This is a genomic window from Vibrio sp. 1727 (assembly GCF_033344415.1).
Classification (GTDB): Bacteria; Pseudomonadota; Gammaproteobacteria; order Enterobacterales; family Vibrionaceae; genus Vibrio; species Vibrio alginolyticus.
In genome coordinates this window covers 70,659-86,955 of sequence record NZ_JAWPOT010000009.1, presented here as the reverse complement: position 1 = coordinate 86,955, position 16,297 = coordinate 70,659, and the positions used below count along the sequence as shown (strand labels likewise).

Genomic DNA, 16,297 nt, shown 5'->3' with positions numbered 1-16,297 from the left:
ACACGATAAGTTCCAAAGGTTAGAAAAGAAAAAGCTCCGCACTGGCGGAGCCTATCATAAAGGCAAAGCTATCAACCCTTATTAACGTAATAATTATTATTCATCTGTCACTAACAAGAGAGAGCTTTTGAAACTTGAGTTTAACGGATCTCTATTGAAAACCTCACCATTAGTCGTATCAAAAGTTGCAACATGCTTACCGTCGCCATTAGGTGTGTTGCTCCAGACATAACGCCCTAGAACATCATCTCCATCTTTCAGACTATAGCCGCTAGCAAACCCTGTACTATTTATGGCTGGGCTGTGGCAAGCTCGCTCAGTTAGAGATACTAGCTCTTTGATATTTGCTAGTCGCCAATTTTTTTTGTCAGCAAAATTGTGAAGAGGATGGTTGCCGTCCTTATTACGAATTTGTTTGGCTGTGGAGAGAGCGAGTTGCCATGACATTGTAGATCGCGTCCCCTGGCATTCTTGGTTTCCTACATTCCATGTCATACCAACTGGACAGCGCATCCATGTTAGACCTGTTTTCAGGTCAGTTACGGTACCGCTCTCAGAATATGTATAACGCGTGTTAGGTGCCGTTTTAGCAAAGTCAGTAGAACACTCTTGTGCAGCTATTGCAGTTTGAGAAGCCAAAGTAAGAGATAGTACAGTTATTAATTTCTTCATCTTATTGCCCCTTAACTGCGACTAGACGGATTGGGAATTGGTAAGAATCATCGGCACCCGCACTTGTGTTGCTTGATCGAATCTCGACGTATGAAATAGTGCCTCTATCTTTGCCCCGGGAGACAATCGCAGGGAAATAAATCTCGCCATCAATAAGTTGTGATGATGCATTCGTAAACTTAAAGTCGCTATGCCAAAACGCACCATATCCTAAATAAGGGCTACCTATGGTTTGCTGTGGAAAGTATTTAACATTAAAACCATAGACGTTGTATTTTGCATATTCATCGTTCGGAGCAAACAGTGTTTGTTCACCAAAGTCTAGTAAGTCATAAGTCTCACGGTAAGTAGGCAAGCGCCAACCAGTGATTCCACATAACGATTGTTTGTTTATGTACTGAACATATTGGCTAGTGGTACAAACTTCATCACCAGCGTCTTTACAACCTGCAAGCTCTACATCTTTGCTAAATGGCTTAAATGTTTCAGACTCAAACGCAAATAGGCGATCTTTAAATTGAACTGAGCTCGCATCCGCACTTTTGTTTTCCCAAACAAGACCAGTACGCTCGTCCATAGTACAAGCCCACTCAGTCGCATCTGCAGCTAAAGCTGCACCTTGTGAATCTAGCTTAACGAACTTAAAGCCAGCGCCTGTCGACGTTTGCTTGTCCTCTTTGTCGAAGCCGTATTCTGCATCTTGACCAGGGTAAGACGCTTGAACCTCAGCAACGTCTGCTGCTCCTTCAGCAAAATAAAGAACGGCGCCCGTATCGTTACTACCAACCGTTTGTTCAGCAACCGCTACAATTTCTTCAGCAAATGCACTTACTTCCGCTTCAGACAGAAGATCAGAGGCCAACGATTTACCTTGAAAGCTAAGATTTTGAGCAAGCAGCGCTACGCCTTTGATCATTTGCTTTGGTTGCATCGCAGCTAATAGCACAACCGTGTTTTGCTCTAGCTTGTCTAGCTCGCTAGCTTCTGCGTTAGACATCACCGTACCAGAAAGAGAAACGCCGGCATCGGCGAGTTGCGCTTTCACAATCTCTTCAGCTTGAGCAACGGTTTTACCGTCAATTACAAGACCCGCGAGCAACGTTGTTACACCATTGACCGTGTTACCCGTTGCTAAATTTTGACCCGGAGCCGCAAGACGCAACGTTTGGTTTGAACCTTGATCAACTTGAGCAAGAATGGTGCTGGTTAGTACGTTTTTGTCGCTTGAAGTCAGGCTAAATTTACCGGCATTATCCGTTTTAGCACTCGGTTCAGTGGAATCACAAACGTAGTTTTGGTTTAAATCGATACATACTGGCGTATCAAGAAGTGTACCTGCAGAAACGATGGTGCCAGCTACATCATAGGTCGGTGCCGACGTGTCACCACCAGAACCTCCGCCACAGCCAGCTAGGGCTAGTGACATAGCAACGAAAGAATATTGAAACTTCATAGATTTTATCTTCTTTTGATTTTAATTAACGAGAGCGAATCACTCTCACCATTGAAAGCAGGAAAAGTCCTAACAAGGTCCAAGGCGAACCACTGCCACCTGAACCACCGCCACTGCTTTCTTTAGTGGTATCAGCACTACACTGATACTGAGCAAAGTGACTCACACCCCACTCTTTCAACACCCCAGAGTTCCCTGACACGCGGTCAGACACTTCGAGACGCCAAGTACCCCAACTCGGTTGACCGACAAGTGCTTGTAACTCCTCGTCATACTGAGCGGTGAAGTAACCTTTAAATCCTTTGGTATTGCTTGATTGATGGCTAAGTAGCACGACCGATTTGCCTTGTGGAGACACTAGCGTCACTTGCAGATCTTGCAGTGAGTCATGTTCGATGTTCAGGTAAACCGCAAACGAATCATCAATCGTGCGTGACTTGTCCGATAGCGTCTGAGAGAACAGTCTGTCGCCCTGTTCCGGCAAAGCGGAGTTCACTGGTTGAGGCTGGATATCGAGCTCTGGCGTACCATTAACCAGCATCACCTTTTCACTCCACTGGTGAGTCTTTAGGCCTTCAGAAAATTGATAATCCAATGAAATAGAGGAATCGAATTGCGTGCCACATGTTAGACCGCTTGGTAACGCCACCTTCATTGAGGTCGAGTCAGAAAGCGTTTCATCAAAGTCGAAAACAGATGCGTTGTTTAGCTGCCATTGCCCTTTGATGCTCGCTTCACGGCCAGTTTGGCTCAGGCTCAAACCAACGTCTTGACCTTGTGCGATGTATCGAGCGTCATAGCGAACACGAAGAGGCGCTTTAAGTAAGTTGTGTCTGTTGAAGCTGTCCGTCAGGAATTGGGCGTAGTTTTTATTTGGGAACAAGGTGTTTGCGGCAAACACGGTCGATTCCGCCAGATCATGCATTTTCACGCCACGACCAATGCCGTACATACCTTCAAGTACAATGGCGTCAAACTCGCGGAACACGTTATCGGTATCATCACCGTATCGTTCAACCGATGCTTTAAGCGCTTGAAACAGCGGCGTTGACCATAGCTCGTCACCTAGTTCACCGCCCACACTGACGTGCGCTGGATACTCTGAGCTCTCGAAGTAACGTGCTCTTTGGTTCCATAAGCTACGAGTTGTTTTGCGTGTTCCGAACACACCGTCCCAGTTGAACACCGTATCTAACTCGAATTCTTGACCACGACGCGAAGCATCCAAATATTGAATGCGGTAGCTCGCGCTGCCCGCCCAGTAATCAGCAAAACCCTCTGCGATAGCACCAGTGTGACCGTACGCCCAATCCGGTACGATTTGGTAATGAATGCCATGCCCGAGCTCATGTATCACGACATCAGCATCGACTGCATCCGGAGAAACACCACCGACACCCAGCATGAGAGCTTTCGGACCGTAATAGTAAGTAGAGTTATCTTTTGATAAACCACGAGCATCAAAACGAAGCGGTTCGTCAAACAAGTCGTAAGTCAGGCTTGTCAGATATTGGATCGAGCTATCAAGATGATAAAAAGCCATCAACTGTGGGAACGCATTGTCACCAAACTCGGTGCTTTGCATCTCATCAACACTGTCAAATGCTTGAACCCCTTCTGCGCTGAGAAAGTCCAACGTATCGAGTACAGGCGCTTCACCAGGTGCTGGGGCTGCAAATAAGCCCGTCGCATCCACTTGCTTCAATCTTGGGTTAGAGAGATAGAACTTACCGCCGGACTGTAAAACCTCAATCGACTTGGTGACGTACTCGATCGGCTGAGGGTAATCGGACAGTGCTGACCACGTCGATTCTGGTGCCGCTTGCTGTTGCATGGTGCGAAGATCTGGGTTGAATAAAGAAACCTCAATATTAACCAGACTTCCAGAGCTCAAAGCCGGTGGCTCTTGTGCTTGCAGTTGGCGAGGCGATTCCAATTCCATTGCAACCGTTGGTTTACCGTTGCGAATGATCGTATCTTCAAGGCTCTTAAACACTCGCACAACGTGATGATTTTTATCGGTTGTTACTACTAGGGTGCGCTGTGCTTGATATTCACCGTTTACCCAAACATCAAAATTGTAATGCTCACCAAGCTGAGACTGGGTTTTGTAACGGAACTTAAACTCGCCCGCTTCTGAGTAGTGGCTGTCTAGATAAGTTTTCGCTTGCGCTTCATTCGTTACCACAGAGTCCGTTGCGGGATAATCCCACTCTGCAGCCTGTGCCGCAGGGGTACAAGCAATGAGCAGCGAAAACGCCAATGGTTTTAGCTTCATGATTTCGTCCTAGAATTCGTATTTTGCATTGAGCGTGAAGTAGCGCCCAGGCTCAGTTGAGTAACGCTTACTTTCCTCAGCGATACCCGCTACGTCTTGGTATCGGATGTACTCTTTGTCGAACAAGTTGACGATGTTTGCGCTAACACGAAGGTCTTTGGAAACGTAGTAAGTTGCGCCAATATCAAACGTATTCCACGCGCTTGTCTGCGCACACTCTGTCGCTAGGCCAAGCGTGGTCTGGCATTTAGGAACGCGATCCATAGCAGCGGCCCAGTTCCAAGCCACGTAAGCATTGAAGTCTTGGTTGGCGTATTTCAGTTGAGCATTACCTTCGAATGGCGTAATGCTTCGAACGTATTCGCCTTCCGCGTCTTTGCCATCTACGTAGCCAAACTTAGTGCTGATGTCCCATTGTTTGGTGAGCGCGTACCCCGCAGAAAGCTCTGCGCCATAAGTCTCTACGCCATCAAGGTTTTGGTACTGTTTGATGTAATTACCAGTGCTTGAGTCAAAGCCTGTGGTCACAACATCGATGAAGTTTTCAAACTTGTTGTAGAACACAGACGCATAGACATGCGCACGACCGTTATCGAACTTGTTACCAATTTCAAATGAGTCCGAAGTCTCAGCTTCTAGGTCTAAGTTAGGTGCGATAACAAAAGGCGTCAGCGGCACGAAATCATGGTTCACGAAGCCATATGCTTTGTCGTATTCCGGAGCACGGTAACCGTGGTTGTACGATACATAAACGATGTTGTTGGCAAACATTTCACGAGAAACCGACAGGCTTGGAGATACCTCTGAGCTATCCATGTCTTTTAATGGGAAGCCGCCCACTTCACCCTCACCGTCCGGCGTTAAACGGTGCGCATCAAAGCGCAGGCCGCCAGTGATGGTCCATTTATCCAGTTCCACCATGTCTCGAACGTACAAACCAATGTTATAAGCACGAGCAGGAGCGAAAGGTTGTTTGGTCGAAGGCGTTACTCCGTTCCAATCAATCTTGGAATCGCTATCTGTGCGTTCGTAATAGTCAGTAGAAAGCTCGACACCGTAAGCCAATTGGTGCTCTGCATTTGCTGCATAAATCGTATTGGTGAAGTCGCCACGGAAGCCAATTGTCTCGTCAATGAAGGTTTTGTGTTCCAGCTCGCGACGTTTGGTGATCAAACCATTGTGATCCACTTGGCGCATTAAACGGTTGGTGTCTTCCACCACTTCGGTGTGACGCCAGTAAACTTTGGTATCCAACTCTTCGAACCAAGTTGGATTAATCGGAGTCACCTCTGCACCAATATAAGCGCTGTACTCTTCTGTGGTTTCATCCTCAGCAAAGTCTTCAATATGCCAAATTCCATCAGGTTGAATGGACGGTGAACCCTCCAAACGCTCTTGGTTCTGGGTGTAGAGTTCCGCTTTGGCTTTCAACATCACCTCTTCATTGAAAAAGTGGTTGATCGTATAAGCACCGCTGTAACCATCGAGGTCGCGGTTATACAAATCTTCATCAAAGTTACGTGTCTCTTGTCCTTGCCAGTATGAAACGTTAAACAAACTCTCTGTATCACCGGAACGGAAAGCTAGATTACTCGTGCCTTTGTACTTGTTGCTGATATCGGTGTAAGTACCGGAAACATCGGTGTAGAAGTCTTTGTCTTTTAAGAAATCACCCGGCTGGCTGGATTCTAAAATCACCACACCGCCGATCGCGCCAGAGCCATGCACCGAAGAACTTGCCCCTTTAATGATTTGCAGCGATTCAAAATTGGATAAATCAAAAGTATCTCGCCCAACGGCATCATTAATGTCATTCGCACCGAAGCCATCCGCAGAACGAATGCCATCACGAACGATCATAATGCGGTTACCCGTCATACCACGGATGGTAATGTTTTGCGGACGTCCTGCACCGCCCGTCACGCTTACACCAGGTTCGTTACGCAGCACGTCATATAGCTCGGTCTCGCCTCTTTCTTCGATTTGCTCGTTTGTGATAACCGCGACACTACCTGCCACTTTTGACAATGGCTGATCGATTTTATTGGCGGTTACCACCACCTCTTCCATTGAGAAAACCTTAGATTCGGCGTGCACTTGACTGGCAGCAAGTACCGAAAGTACTGCCGCTGACACTGGGGTAAGCTTCATTTACTGCTCCGCTTTAGATGTTTTAATGAGTGATAGTAGAAATGCGTATTCTTTTGCTTGTTGTTCTTGCGCTTGTCGTGGGTCCATTTGGTGGCCCGAATTAAAATCAGTTTGCAACAAGTACGGCCCGTTGCGCTCACTTAACGCTGAAACTTTAGCGAGATACTTTGCGCCTTCCCAATATGGCACGCGCTGATCGATTAAACCGACTTGAACCAACATGGGTGGGTAAGCGTCTTTATGGATATTGAGAATCGGATCGTACGCCTTCATTAACGCCAATTGTTCAGGTTTGGTTGGGTTACCCCATTCGCCATACTGCTGTGTGGTAAGCGGAAGTGAGGTATCCGACATACTTGCAACCACATCAACAAAAGGCACTTTAAGTACGACACCTGAAAACAATTTAGGATCTTGATTAACCGCTCCGGCCACCAACGTGCCACCAGCACTAGAACCGATGGCGAAAACCTCTCTATTGCCACGTTCGAATGTTTGCAGCGCCTTCGCGGCCGCGACAAAATCACCAATAGAATTGGCTTTTCGCACACCACGGCCTTGCTCGTGCCATTCATCGCCAAAGTACCCACCGCCACGGACATGGGCGATAGCGTAAATCACACCTTGGTCGAGTAAACTGATAACCTGAGGCATAAAGTACGGTTTCATCGTAAAACCATACGCGCCGTAACCGTAAATCATCACAGGAGATTGTGGGTGCAATTTGTCTTTGCGATACGCCAAAGAGACCGGGACAGAAACGCCGTCGTGCTTAATAAAAATACGTTGGGATACATAACGCTGACTATCAAAGTCTTGGTAAACATCTTGAGAGTACAAGGATTTATTTAGCGTTTTTACATCGAACTCTTCCCACTGAGGAGGCGTAGTCATCGACATGCTTCGGATACGAATTTTGTTTGATTCAAAATCGCCCAATGTGCTTAGCCAAGCGACATGACCATCGTGTTCCAATGGCAGTATCACTTTTTCCTGCCCTTGGTAAGAATACACCGTCAATGTCGACACATTGTTTGGCTTACTAAGTGCCACAACTCCTGCATCATAAAGGTAGAACTGTTCAAGCGGCTCACGAGGATTGGTGAAGCGTTGCCATGTTGCGCCAAGCGGTGCGAGTTCGGCTTGGTAAAGGGCGAACTTTCCTTCCAGGTTGCTTTTAAGATAAATGTAACCTTTCGCCACATCCGCGTAATATTCCACACCCACTTCAGGCTTTCGCAATGAATCTGAGACAGTGCCCGTTTCTAGGTCGACAAGCTTCTGCTCTGTTGTTGACTCGTTGTTGCTTTGCAGCACAGCATAACGGCTATCTGCCGCACGATAGAAAGAAAGTAACCAATCTGACTTGGGTTCATTCCATAGGACTGTTTTTGCCAAAGATTCAGTGGAGATACGTAAGATCTGATGAGGTCGCTGAGTGCGCTTTTCTTTTGCAACGAGGAATGCCACTTTCCCGTTAGGTGACAACAATACGCCACTATCGACGTGCGTCGCCAGTTCCGTAGATTGGCCGGAGAGTAAATCAACAACCACAGCACGATATTGTTCGCTACCGTCGATATCTTCCGTGAAAAGGAGCGTGTCACCATTCACTTGCCATTGACCAAGTTGGTAGTACTGATGCGCAGATTGTCGTTCATCGAAATCGAACACCACGTTTTCTGGTGCATGTTGACTCGCACGGGATAATAGTAAGTAACGACCATCGCGACGCGTTAGCGTCCACTCTCTTCCACTCATGATCGACCATGGCTTATCACCTTTGTCTGCCACCATGGTATCCCACTGCGTGAGTAGGTTTTTTGTCAACGTCTGATAACTTTTTTGGTGCTGTTCAGTTTTGTGGTTTTGTTCTGTTAGGTAGGTAAGAACTCGCTCATCTTTACGAGCATCATCTCGAAGCCAGTTGAAATCATCAGCAGCAAAGCCAGAACTAGAGGTAATTATGAGCCCTAAAAAAACATGAGTAAATTTCATATAGAGAGCGAATTCATTTATAGGATTAATACAATGGCGCGTATTCTGCCCTTAAATAAAAATGAGATCAATTATCATTTTCATAATCATGTGAGATTTTTATCTAGTGTGTGAGGAAAAACGTTTGCTTTGACCGAGGTAATAAAACTTAATAACTTTCTAAATTAGCGTTCTATGCTGTTTATATACAACCAGACAAATATAAAAGCTGACAAACGAGTGAGTATGGAAAAACGCTATTTCACCTAGCGACAGACATAAAAAATCCGAGTGCGAACACTCGGATTTTTAAGAACTAAAATCCGTGGGAAACTACAGCAGCTTTTACTCTTCAGAGCTCGGTGCCGCTGGTTTTTTCTTAGGGATGAAGACATCATCACCCACAGATACGTTTTTGTAGAAGCTCTTGTCACGCTTAGCTGGTTTTTTCGCCGATTTTTTCGCTTGAGGGCGAGCTTTCTTTGCGGTCGCTTTCTTATTGCGGAAATCTGGTTTAGGTGGCTTAAGGCCTTTAAACTTACCTTTCAAATCTTCGAACACTGAAAACTCAAGATCTTGTTGTAGGTATGCTTCTACACGTTTAAAGCTATCCCAGTCTTTTGGACCAACAAGAGAGATTGCATCCCCTTTGTTTCCAGCACGACCAGTACGACCAACTCGGTGTACGTATTCTTCGGTATGCTTTGGCATATCGAAGTTGATGACGTGTGTCACAGTTGCAATATCCAAACCGCGGGAAGCAACATCAGTCGTTACAAGGATCTTAAATACTGCGCGCTCAAACTGACTCATAATGGAGTTACGTTGAGTCTGGTTCAAGTTACCACTTAGTGCTACAGCCTTCAGTTTCTTTTCGTTCAGCTTTTCTGTTAGTCGCTCAGTATCATCACGCGTTGCCGTAAAGATAATAACTTGACGGTATTCAGCCTCAGAAAGAACACGATCTAAAATTGCCTCTTTATGATCTAGGTGATCACACAAGTAAAATTTTTGCGTGATATCTTTATGCTCTTCGTTAGAAACGCCGATAGCAATTCGCTTTGGCGCATTGAGCATTTCAGCCGCGATTTCATTGACGTCTGCATGATCTAATGTCGCAGAGAACATCAACGTTTGACGACGACGATGCTTGGCTGCTTTATGAATGCGACGAAGCTCTGGTGCAAAACCCAAATCCAACATGCGGTCTGCTTCGTCAAGAATCAGCGTTTCCAAACCATCCAGATAAAGCGAACGATGATCTAAGTGATCAGCCAAACGTCCTGGTGTCGCCACGATAAATTTCGGGTAACGACGCAGAGCTTTTACTTGATCGTTAAAGTTCTCACCACCCAAAATCAGTGCTGCTTCATAAGATAGGCCAGCTAGCATAGAACGAAGCTCACCATATACTTGTTTCGCTAGCTCACGAGTAGGAGCAAGGATTACCGCGCGAGGGTCTTTCGCAGAAAACGATTTTGTCTTTAAAGACTTATGAAGCATTGGCAATACAAACGCCAAAGTCTTGCCCGAACCTGTTTTCGAAGATGCCAATAGATCCTTGCCTGCAATCGCAACAGGAATCGCCTGCTGCTGAATGTCAGTCGCTTTTTTAAAATCGTAGTGTTTTAGGTTCTTCAACAATCGGTTGTCTAGGCCTAGATCTTTAAATTGCAAAGTATTCTCCAATAAATCAGTCAGCGTCTGAGCGCTCTGTAGTGTCGTTTCCGCTCTAACGCAGCAAAAAAATAAAGCTCGGTATAATACCGCAAATCATAGGAGTATAGATAGAGATCACACAAACTAATTCCCTGTGGTAACGGTAAAACATCATTTGTGGCTCAGTTCAGAGTAAAGACTAGCCTTTTTGATGAGCAGCTGGACAGGAAGTTTAGAGAAAAGCCGTTCAAATATGCCTTCTATCCATCAACAAAACGACTTAAATAGCAGTTATTTGGGCCAATAAACTTTCATTTGTGTCAATATCGTCTAAATTATTGATATCAGGAACGTGGCAAATACACCTGCTATGAAAACTGTTGTGAGAACGAAATAAAGGATAGGTAGTTAAACTTTGTTAAGTTCAGGTAAAAGTTGACGTCAGGTACTCCATGAAATTCTTGGGTTTTTTTGACTTTTGCTACATCATGTACTGATAAAATGTAACCACATTTAACCTCGCTACTGTATAAAATAATAGTTAGTGGCGAGACTTTCACTATAAGCAAGGAGTTCTTATATGAACAAAACGTTGATCGCAGCTGCAGCAACTTCAGTACTTCTACTAGCCGGTTGTGCTTCTTCTGATGACGCAGCTACAGCAAATGCAGCAAAATTAGACGAACTAAGCAACCAAGTTAGCCAACTAAGCCAAGACGTACAAGCTCTTCAATCTGACGTTCAAAAATCAGGCGCAGCAGCAATGGCTGCTCAAGAAGAAGCTGAGCGTGCTAACGAGCGTATCGATAACATCGCTCAGTCTTACACTAAGTAAGATTTGATACCGCGTCTTAACGCCCGTTAAGGCGCGGTTATTTCGATAGGAACCCCATTCTGTGCAGCGATTGCTGCTTTAGCCTTCACGTTTTTCATACCGAATTCATCCAACCACCACTTTAACTCTTTCGGCACTTTCAGTTCATCTTTCTCGCCATTACTACGAGTCAAAGGCTCATGTGCTTCTAAGAACACGCTTCTGTCAGGCTCAAGTGTCATTTTGATAGGCTGGTTAATGATGTTAACGTCTTCGCCGTTACGAACCTTGTCAAATAACCACTCAATGTCACTTGGGTCCATACGAATACAACCCGCGCTGACTCGCATACCAATCCCAAAGTCCTTGTTGGTACCATGAATTAGGTATTCGCCATTCCCGTAAGCTAAACGCAATGCAAACATACCAAGTGGATTATCAGGCCCCGCAGGAACAACGGCTGGTAGGTCAATGTCCTTTGCTTTGTACTCGGCACGAATAGAGGCTGGAGGAGTCCATGTAGGGTTCGGTCGTTTTTGGCTGATACGCGTTGTCATTACTGGGGTATCGCGCCCTATTCGGCCAATTCCGACAGGAAATACATGGACAATATTCTCTCCTTTCGGAAAGTAATATAAGCGCAGCTCGGCTAGATTAATAACGATACCTTTATAAGGTACGTCTGGGAGGATTAGCTGTGTCGGAATAGTAAGAACATGCCCCTCTTCTGGTAAGAAGGGATCCACGCCTTTGTTTGCGGCCATTAAACCTAGCATACCCACATCGTAGAGCTTAGCGATATTTGCCATGGTTTCGCCTTCTTGCACGACGTGGTTTTCAAGGCGACCAATTAAACGGCTTCCATCCTCTGGTAATTCGTACATCTTAGCGAATGATAGACCACTCACTAAAGATAACGACACAGATAGCAGGGTACGTTTTGCGAAACTCATTGATCGCTTTTTGCTAAGCATTTCACTCTATTCCTTGGCACTTTTAAAGAGCTGTAAGGTTATCTCTCTTTCTGTCTTGTGATCAACCATCGGCTTGTGATATTCCAGTAAAGAAAAGCCCTCCCAAGTCCAAGGTTTATGGATGTATTTGTTCGGTACACTTTTGATTTCTGGTACCCAGTGGCGCACAAATTCACCATTAGCATCGAACTTTTCGCCTTGGCTTATCGGGTTGAAAATACGAAAGTATGGCTGCCCGTCACAGCCCGTAGAAGCAGACCATTGCCAGCCACCATTGTTCGCTGCAAAATCGCCGTCCACCAGCTTACTCATGAAGTACGCTTCTCCCCATCGCCAATCAATATGTAAGTCCTTGGTAAGAAAGCTCGCGACAATCATACGTAATCGATTGTGCATCCAACCTGTTTGATTGAGCTGACGCATTGCTGCATCAACGACTGGGTATCCTGTTGTTCCTGTCTTCCATCGCTCAAAGGCCTTCTCATCATAGGACCACTGGATTTTATCCTCCCAATCGATAAATCCTTTGCCTTTGACGAGTTTTGGTTCGAAAACCAATAGGTGCTGATAAAACTCACGCCAAATGATCTCACTTAACCAAGTTGCTTTCCCTTCTGTAAGGTCATTTTGTTGATTTTCAGCATACAAACGAGCAATACACTGCCTTGGTGATAGCGCGCCAATCGCAAGGTATGGAGACAGTTGGCTAGTGCCACCAATAGCTGGAAAGTCTCGCTCGCTTTGATACGCGTCACTGCGCTCCCGTGCAAATTCCCTAAGCTGCATCAAAATATCATTAGTCGAAGCCAGCCAGTCTTCACTGGATTCTCGAGCATAGCTAAATGTGAAGCTTGAATTAAATCGAGCCGACTCTATTTGTTCGAGTACCTTTTTATTGAGTGGCGCTTGCTCGTGAGGTTTTACTACCGTCGGCATATGGAACTGCGTTAACCAAGCACGCTTGAATGGCGTAAACACCTTAAAATATTCGCCTTGCTTATTAAGAACCGTCGTTGGCGCGTGCACACATTTGTCATGAAACAGTTCAAATTCGATATCGTGAGAAGCTAACGCTTCACTTACTTGTGTATCGAGCTCTCGTTCGTTCACCTCATAGTGAATGTTTGCCATGACAGACGTGGCTTCAAGTGTTTCCGCCCACCCACTAATCACATCTGTACAATCGGAAAACGACGGTACCTCTTTGTACAAAAAGGGAATATTAAGGCTTTCAAGCTCCTCGTTAAGACTAGCTAAGCGACGAGCAATGAGGTCTGCCTGCATCGGCGCCATGTGATGCTCCCGCCACTGCTCTGGCGTCGCGATAAAGCAAGCGACGACAGGCTGACCTGAATCCAATGCCGCTTTGAGTGCCGTGTGGTCTAACGTACGTAAGTCACGTCGAAACCATACTAAAATCATGGTAGCTCCTATCTTTTGTCTACTAAGTTAGGTGTAATTTCTCTATCACTTCAGAGCACCCCATCCGATCACCTAGCTGTGCGTGAAGCATTTTGATGGACGCTACTTGTTTAGCAGCTAGTGCTTTATTGGAGAAAAGGTAGATAAACGAACCATTTTCAATGACCTCGTGATCTAGTAGACCAGAAACATCATCAACCTTATCGATCAAAGTCGTGTGATACCCTTGTTCACAAAGCTTCGCTGCTTGAATCCAACTCTCAGATTCTCTGTTTTGTTCAAAGCTAATGAGCAGACACTTTCCTTTGGAAGCGGCTTTGTTTTCAGAATCGATAACAAGGGCAAGTCGAGTGATTAAACAAGTCTGAAATAACCCCACCTGCAAGGATCGCAACGATCCTTTTACCATATCTAGCGCATCAAATACTGGGCTAATAAACTGATCAATAACGAGTTTTAGTGGGTACTCTTTAAGAACAGAGGCAAGTAAACTCTCTGCTTTTCCTCGATTCAGGGTAGACAGCGCAAGCAGCATGTTTTCAACTTCTTCGAGTGTGCGAACCTCGTTTTTGACTTCGACATCGGCGCTTTTTCCTAGCAGCCCCTTCACTTTACCAATCGAAATCCCCTTCGCGAGCCAACTCTGGACTTCGCGAATCGTATCGAGATCTTGCTGGCGATAGAGTCTGTGTCCTTTTTCAGTTCGCTGAGGCTGGATCAAGTTGTATCTTCGTTGCCAAGCTCTCAGCGTAACTGGTTTTACACCCGTGATTTCTGCGACATCTCGGATCGCGTATAGTTTTTCTTCTGAACTACAAACCATAGCGCAATCTCATCTCCTGCGGATACGGTTCTAAAAACTTCTGTTTTGCTAAATACTCGTCTGGGTAAGTATTTAAGTAATGCTTAATCAATGTAAGTGGTGCTAGCAGAGGCAGCATTCCGATTCGGTAGTCGTGAATCACTGTCGCTAACTCTTCTTTTTCTTCTTTAGTTAGTGAGCGTTTGAAGTACCCTTGTAAATGCATCAACACATTTGTGTTGTTTTTTCGGCTAGCCCGATTCGTTAACGCCTTCATCAGTCCTAAACGATACTCTTGGTAAAAGTCTTCAATTTCATAATTAGCGACATCAGCGACTAAGCGGCCAAGGGAGCGGTATGACTCTGGGTGGTGTGCCATTAACGTCAGTTTGTAGCGCGAATGAAAGTCGATGATTTTGCCACGAGTAGGCTCACCATCCATCGAGTCGTAAAAGTCATTTAGACAAAATACTCGAGTAATAAAATTTTCTTTCAATACAGGGTCGTTAAGTCTGCCATCCTCTTCAACAGGCAACCAAGGCATTTTTTGCATCAATGTTTGCGTATACAAGCCAACACCTTCTTTCGCAGCACTGTTCTTGCTGTAAACCTTGACTCGCTCCATGCCACAAGTTGGTGACTTGGCACAAACGATGTAACCACAAAGCTGCTCGCTTTGAAGTTCTTCTACTTTATTGGCCGAGTAAGTGAGCATATTGTCGGTATGATCATTTTCTGGATTTTTGGTTTCAACCAATGCAACACGCTCTTCATTAGAAACAAGACGAATGGTTGGACGGGGTACTGGCATACCTACGCCGACTTCAGGGCATACCGAAATAAAGTCAAAATACGGGCTGAGCTCTTTAGTCACAAAGTTGCTCACCTTATGACCAGAGTCAAAACGCACTCGTTCACCCAAAACACACGAACTGATACCTACTTTGATTGAAGATTCCATGATGACGCATCCCTATACAAAAAGTTTTGTTGTATAACTTATAGCAAGCCTTTCCAGATTGTACAAGAAAATAAGTTGTACAATTTAATCGTTTTACTTCACTCGAAAGTATTTCGATCAACCAGCTGTCAGAAAAAAGTTTGGCCCAAAAACAAAGAATTTGTGCGCGCAATCGACAAACTGCTCAAAAGCAAATCGATTGCTCTTTTGATTTCAACAGATTTGGTTATCAATAGTAGTTGCAGTTTCTAAATGCGTGGTTTTTGTGACTAAGCTCTCAAGGGGCCACTGTACGTCCCGATATTATTGCCTCAACGAAAACGAACAAGTTCAACAGAATTGGTAATAGCGTTCTATAATAGAGGCGTTTTATCAAAACAAAACTTTGGAGAGCACTTATGGCAACCCCACACATTAACGCACAACCAGGTGATTTCGCTGAAACAGTTCTGATGCCAGGCGACCCGTTGCGCGCTAAATACATCGCTGAAACGTTCCTAGAAGATGTGAAACAAGTTTGTGACGTTCGCAACATGTTCGGCTTTACTGGCACTTACAAAGGCAAAAAAGTTTCTGTAATGGGCCACGGCATGGGTATCCCGTCTTGCTGTATCTACGTACACGAGCTAATCGCTGAATACGGCGTGAAAAACGTTATCCGTGTGGGTAGCTGTGGTGCAGTACGTGACGACGTGAAACTAATGGACGTTGTTATCGGTATGGGTGCTTCTACAGACTCTAAAGTTAACCGTATCCGTTTCAACAACCACGATTTCGCAGCAATCGCTGATTACGGTCTTCTAGAAGAAGCAGTTAACCAAGCACGCGCTCAGGAAGTGCCTGTAAAAGTAGGTAACGTATTCTCTGCAGACCTGTTCTACACACCAGAAGCAGACATCTTCGAGAAGATGGAAAAACTAGGCATCCTAGGTGTAGACATGGAAGCGGCTGGTATCTACGGCGTAGCAGCTGACCTAGGCGCGAAAGCACTGACTATCCTGACAGTTTCTGACCACATCATCCGTGGTGAAAAACTAAGCTCAGAAGAGCGTCAGAAGTCGTTCAACGACATGATGAAAGTTGCACTAGAAACTGCAATCAACATCTAAGAACAAATAGTAAGTAATAATTTGC

At 45.3% G+C, this 16,297-nt stretch carries 12 protein-coding genes; 2 read left to right on the top strand and 10 right to left on the bottom strand.

Translation table 11 applies throughout. The features are described from left to right. Positions 1–96 precede the first annotated feature (96 nt). The 6 genes from R8O10_RS10700 to R8O10_RS10675 all read right to left on the bottom strand — a co-directional run bounded on the left by R8O10_RS10700 (position 97) and on the right by R8O10_RS10675 (position 10,220). Complete coding sequence (locus tag R8O10_RS10700; RefSeq protein WP_005375151.1) at positions 97–672, bottom strand: DUF1566 domain-containing protein; 576 nt, start codon at positions 670–672, stop codon at positions 97–99. 1 nt (position 673) lies between these two features. Then, entirely contained in the window at positions 674–2,125 is a 1,452-nt protein-coding gene (locus R8O10_RS10695) for a DUF1566 domain-containing protein (RefSeq protein WP_171344174.1), read from the bottom strand. Positions 2,126–2,150: 25 nt separating this feature from the next. After that, positions 2,151–4,403, bottom strand: coding sequence for a proprotein convertase P-domain-containing protein (locus R8O10_RS10690; protein WP_318191375.1), 2,253 nt, complete (start codon positions 4,401–4,403; stop codon positions 2,151–2,153). Between the two features lie 9 nt (positions 4,404–4,412). Then, positions 4,413–6,554, bottom strand: coding sequence for a TonB-dependent hemoglobin/transferrin/lactoferrin family receptor (locus R8O10_RS10685; protein WP_318191374.1), 2,142 nt, complete (start codon positions 6,552–6,554; stop codon positions 4,413–4,415). Continuing rightward, a complete protein-coding gene (locus R8O10_RS10680; protein WP_318191373.1) occupies positions 6,555–8,552 on the bottom strand; it encodes a prolyl oligopeptidase family serine peptidase in 1,998 nt (665 codons plus the stop codon). A 324-nt stretch (positions 8,553–8,876) separates the two neighbouring features. Beyond that, a complete protein-coding gene (locus R8O10_RS10675; protein ID WP_176311321.1) occupies positions 8,877–10,220 on the bottom strand; it encodes a DEAD/DEAH box helicase in 1,344 nt (447 codons plus the stop codon). A 550-nt stretch (positions 10,221–10,770) separates the two neighbouring features. Between R8O10_RS10675 and R8O10_RS10670 the strand changes: the two genes are divergently transcribed. Beyond that, complete coding sequence (locus R8O10_RS10670) at positions 10,771–11,025, top strand: Lpp/OprI family alanine-zipper lipoprotein (RefSeq protein ID WP_005375145.1); 255 nt, start codon at positions 10,771–10,773, stop codon at positions 11,023–11,025. A gap of 26 nt (positions 11,026–11,051) precedes the next feature. Here the strand turns inward: R8O10_RS10670 and R8O10_RS10665 are convergent, their stop codons facing one another. Genes R8O10_RS10665 through R8O10_RS10650 form a run of 4 tightly spaced genes read right to left on the bottom strand, consistent with a single transcriptional unit; the run spans position 11,052 to position 15,163 of the window. Then, the gene (locus R8O10_RS10665) at positions 11,052–11,978 is read right to left on the bottom strand and encodes a L,D-transpeptidase family protein (RefSeq protein ID WP_318191372.1); all 927 of its coding nucleotides are present in this window, start codon (positions 11,976–11,978) and stop codon (positions 11,052–11,054) included. Positions 11,979–11,984: 6 nt separating this feature from the next. Continuing rightward, positions 11,985–13,400 (bottom strand): deoxyribodipyrimidine photo-lyase, encoded by a 1,416-nt coding sequence (gene phrB / locus R8O10_RS10660; protein WP_318191371.1) that lies wholly within the window; start codon positions 13,398–13,400, stop codon positions 11,985–11,987. Between the two features lie 22 nt (positions 13,401–13,422). Then, positions 13,423–14,223 (bottom strand): MerR family transcriptional regulator, encoded by an 801-nt coding sequence (locus R8O10_RS10655; protein WP_005375142.1) that lies wholly within the window; start codon positions 14,221–14,223, stop codon positions 13,423–13,425. Then, the gene (locus tag R8O10_RS10650; protein WP_258476604.1) at positions 14,213–15,163 is read right to left on the bottom strand and encodes a YbgA family protein; all 951 of its coding nucleotides are present in this window, start codon (positions 15,161–15,163) and stop codon (positions 14,213–14,215) included. Before R8O10_RS10650 ends, R8O10_RS10655 begins: the two co-directional genes overlap by 11 nt. Positions 15,164–15,561: 398 nt before the next feature. Here R8O10_RS10650 and deoD point away from each other — a divergent pair, with 398 nt between their 5' ends. After that, positions 15,562–16,272: a purine-nucleoside phosphorylase gene (deoD, locus tag R8O10_RS10645; protein ID WP_005375140.1), complete on the top strand. Its 711-nt coding sequence runs from the start codon at positions 15,562–15,564 to the stop codon at positions 16,270–16,272. The last annotated feature ends 25 nt before the right edge of the window (positions 16,273–16,297 follow it).

Excerpts from the sequence above, each read along its gene's own strand:
- R8O10_RS10700 (WP_005375151.1), bottom strand. The coding sequence starts at position 672 with ATGAAGAAATTAATAACTGTACTATCTCTTACTTTGGCTTCTCAAACT.
- R8O10_RS10680 (WP_318191373.1), bottom strand. The coding sequence starts at position 8,552 with ATGAAATTTACTCATGTTTTTTTAGGGCTCATAATTACCTCTAGTTCT.
- deoD (WP_005375140.1), top strand. The coding sequence starts at position 15,562 with ATGGCAACCCCACACATTAACGCACAACCAGGTGATTTCGCTGAAACA.
- R8O10_RS10650 (WP_258476604.1), bottom strand. The coding sequence starts at position 15,163 with ATGGAATCTTCAATCAAAGTAGGTATCAGTTCGTGTGTTTTGGGTGAA.
- R8O10_RS10685 (WP_318191374.1), bottom strand. The coding sequence starts at position 6,554 with ATGAAGCTTACCCCAGTGTCAGCGGCAGTACTTTCGGTACTTGCTGCC.
- R8O10_RS10695 (WP_171344174.1), bottom strand. The coding sequence starts at position 2,125 with ATGAAGTTTCAATATTCTTTCGTTGCTATGTCACTAGCCCTAGCTGGC.
- R8O10_RS10665 (WP_318191372.1), bottom strand. The coding sequence starts at position 11,978 with ATGCTTAGCAAAAAGCGATCAATGAGTTTCGCAAAACGTACCCTGCTA.
- phrB (WP_318191371.1), bottom strand. The coding sequence starts at position 13,400 with ATGATTTTAGTATGGTTTCGACGTGACTTACGTACGTTAGACCACACG.
- R8O10_RS10670 (WP_005375145.1), top strand. The coding sequence starts at position 10,771 with ATGAACAAAACGTTGATCGCAGCTGCAGCAACTTCAGTACTTCTACTA.
- R8O10_RS10690 (WP_318191375.1), bottom strand. The coding sequence starts at position 4,403 with ATGAAGCTAAAACCATTGGCGTTTTCGCTGCTCATTGCTTGTACCCCT.
- R8O10_RS10655 (WP_005375142.1), bottom strand. The coding sequence starts at position 14,223 with ATGGTTTGTAGTTCAGAAGAAAAACTATACGCGATCCGAGATGTCGCA.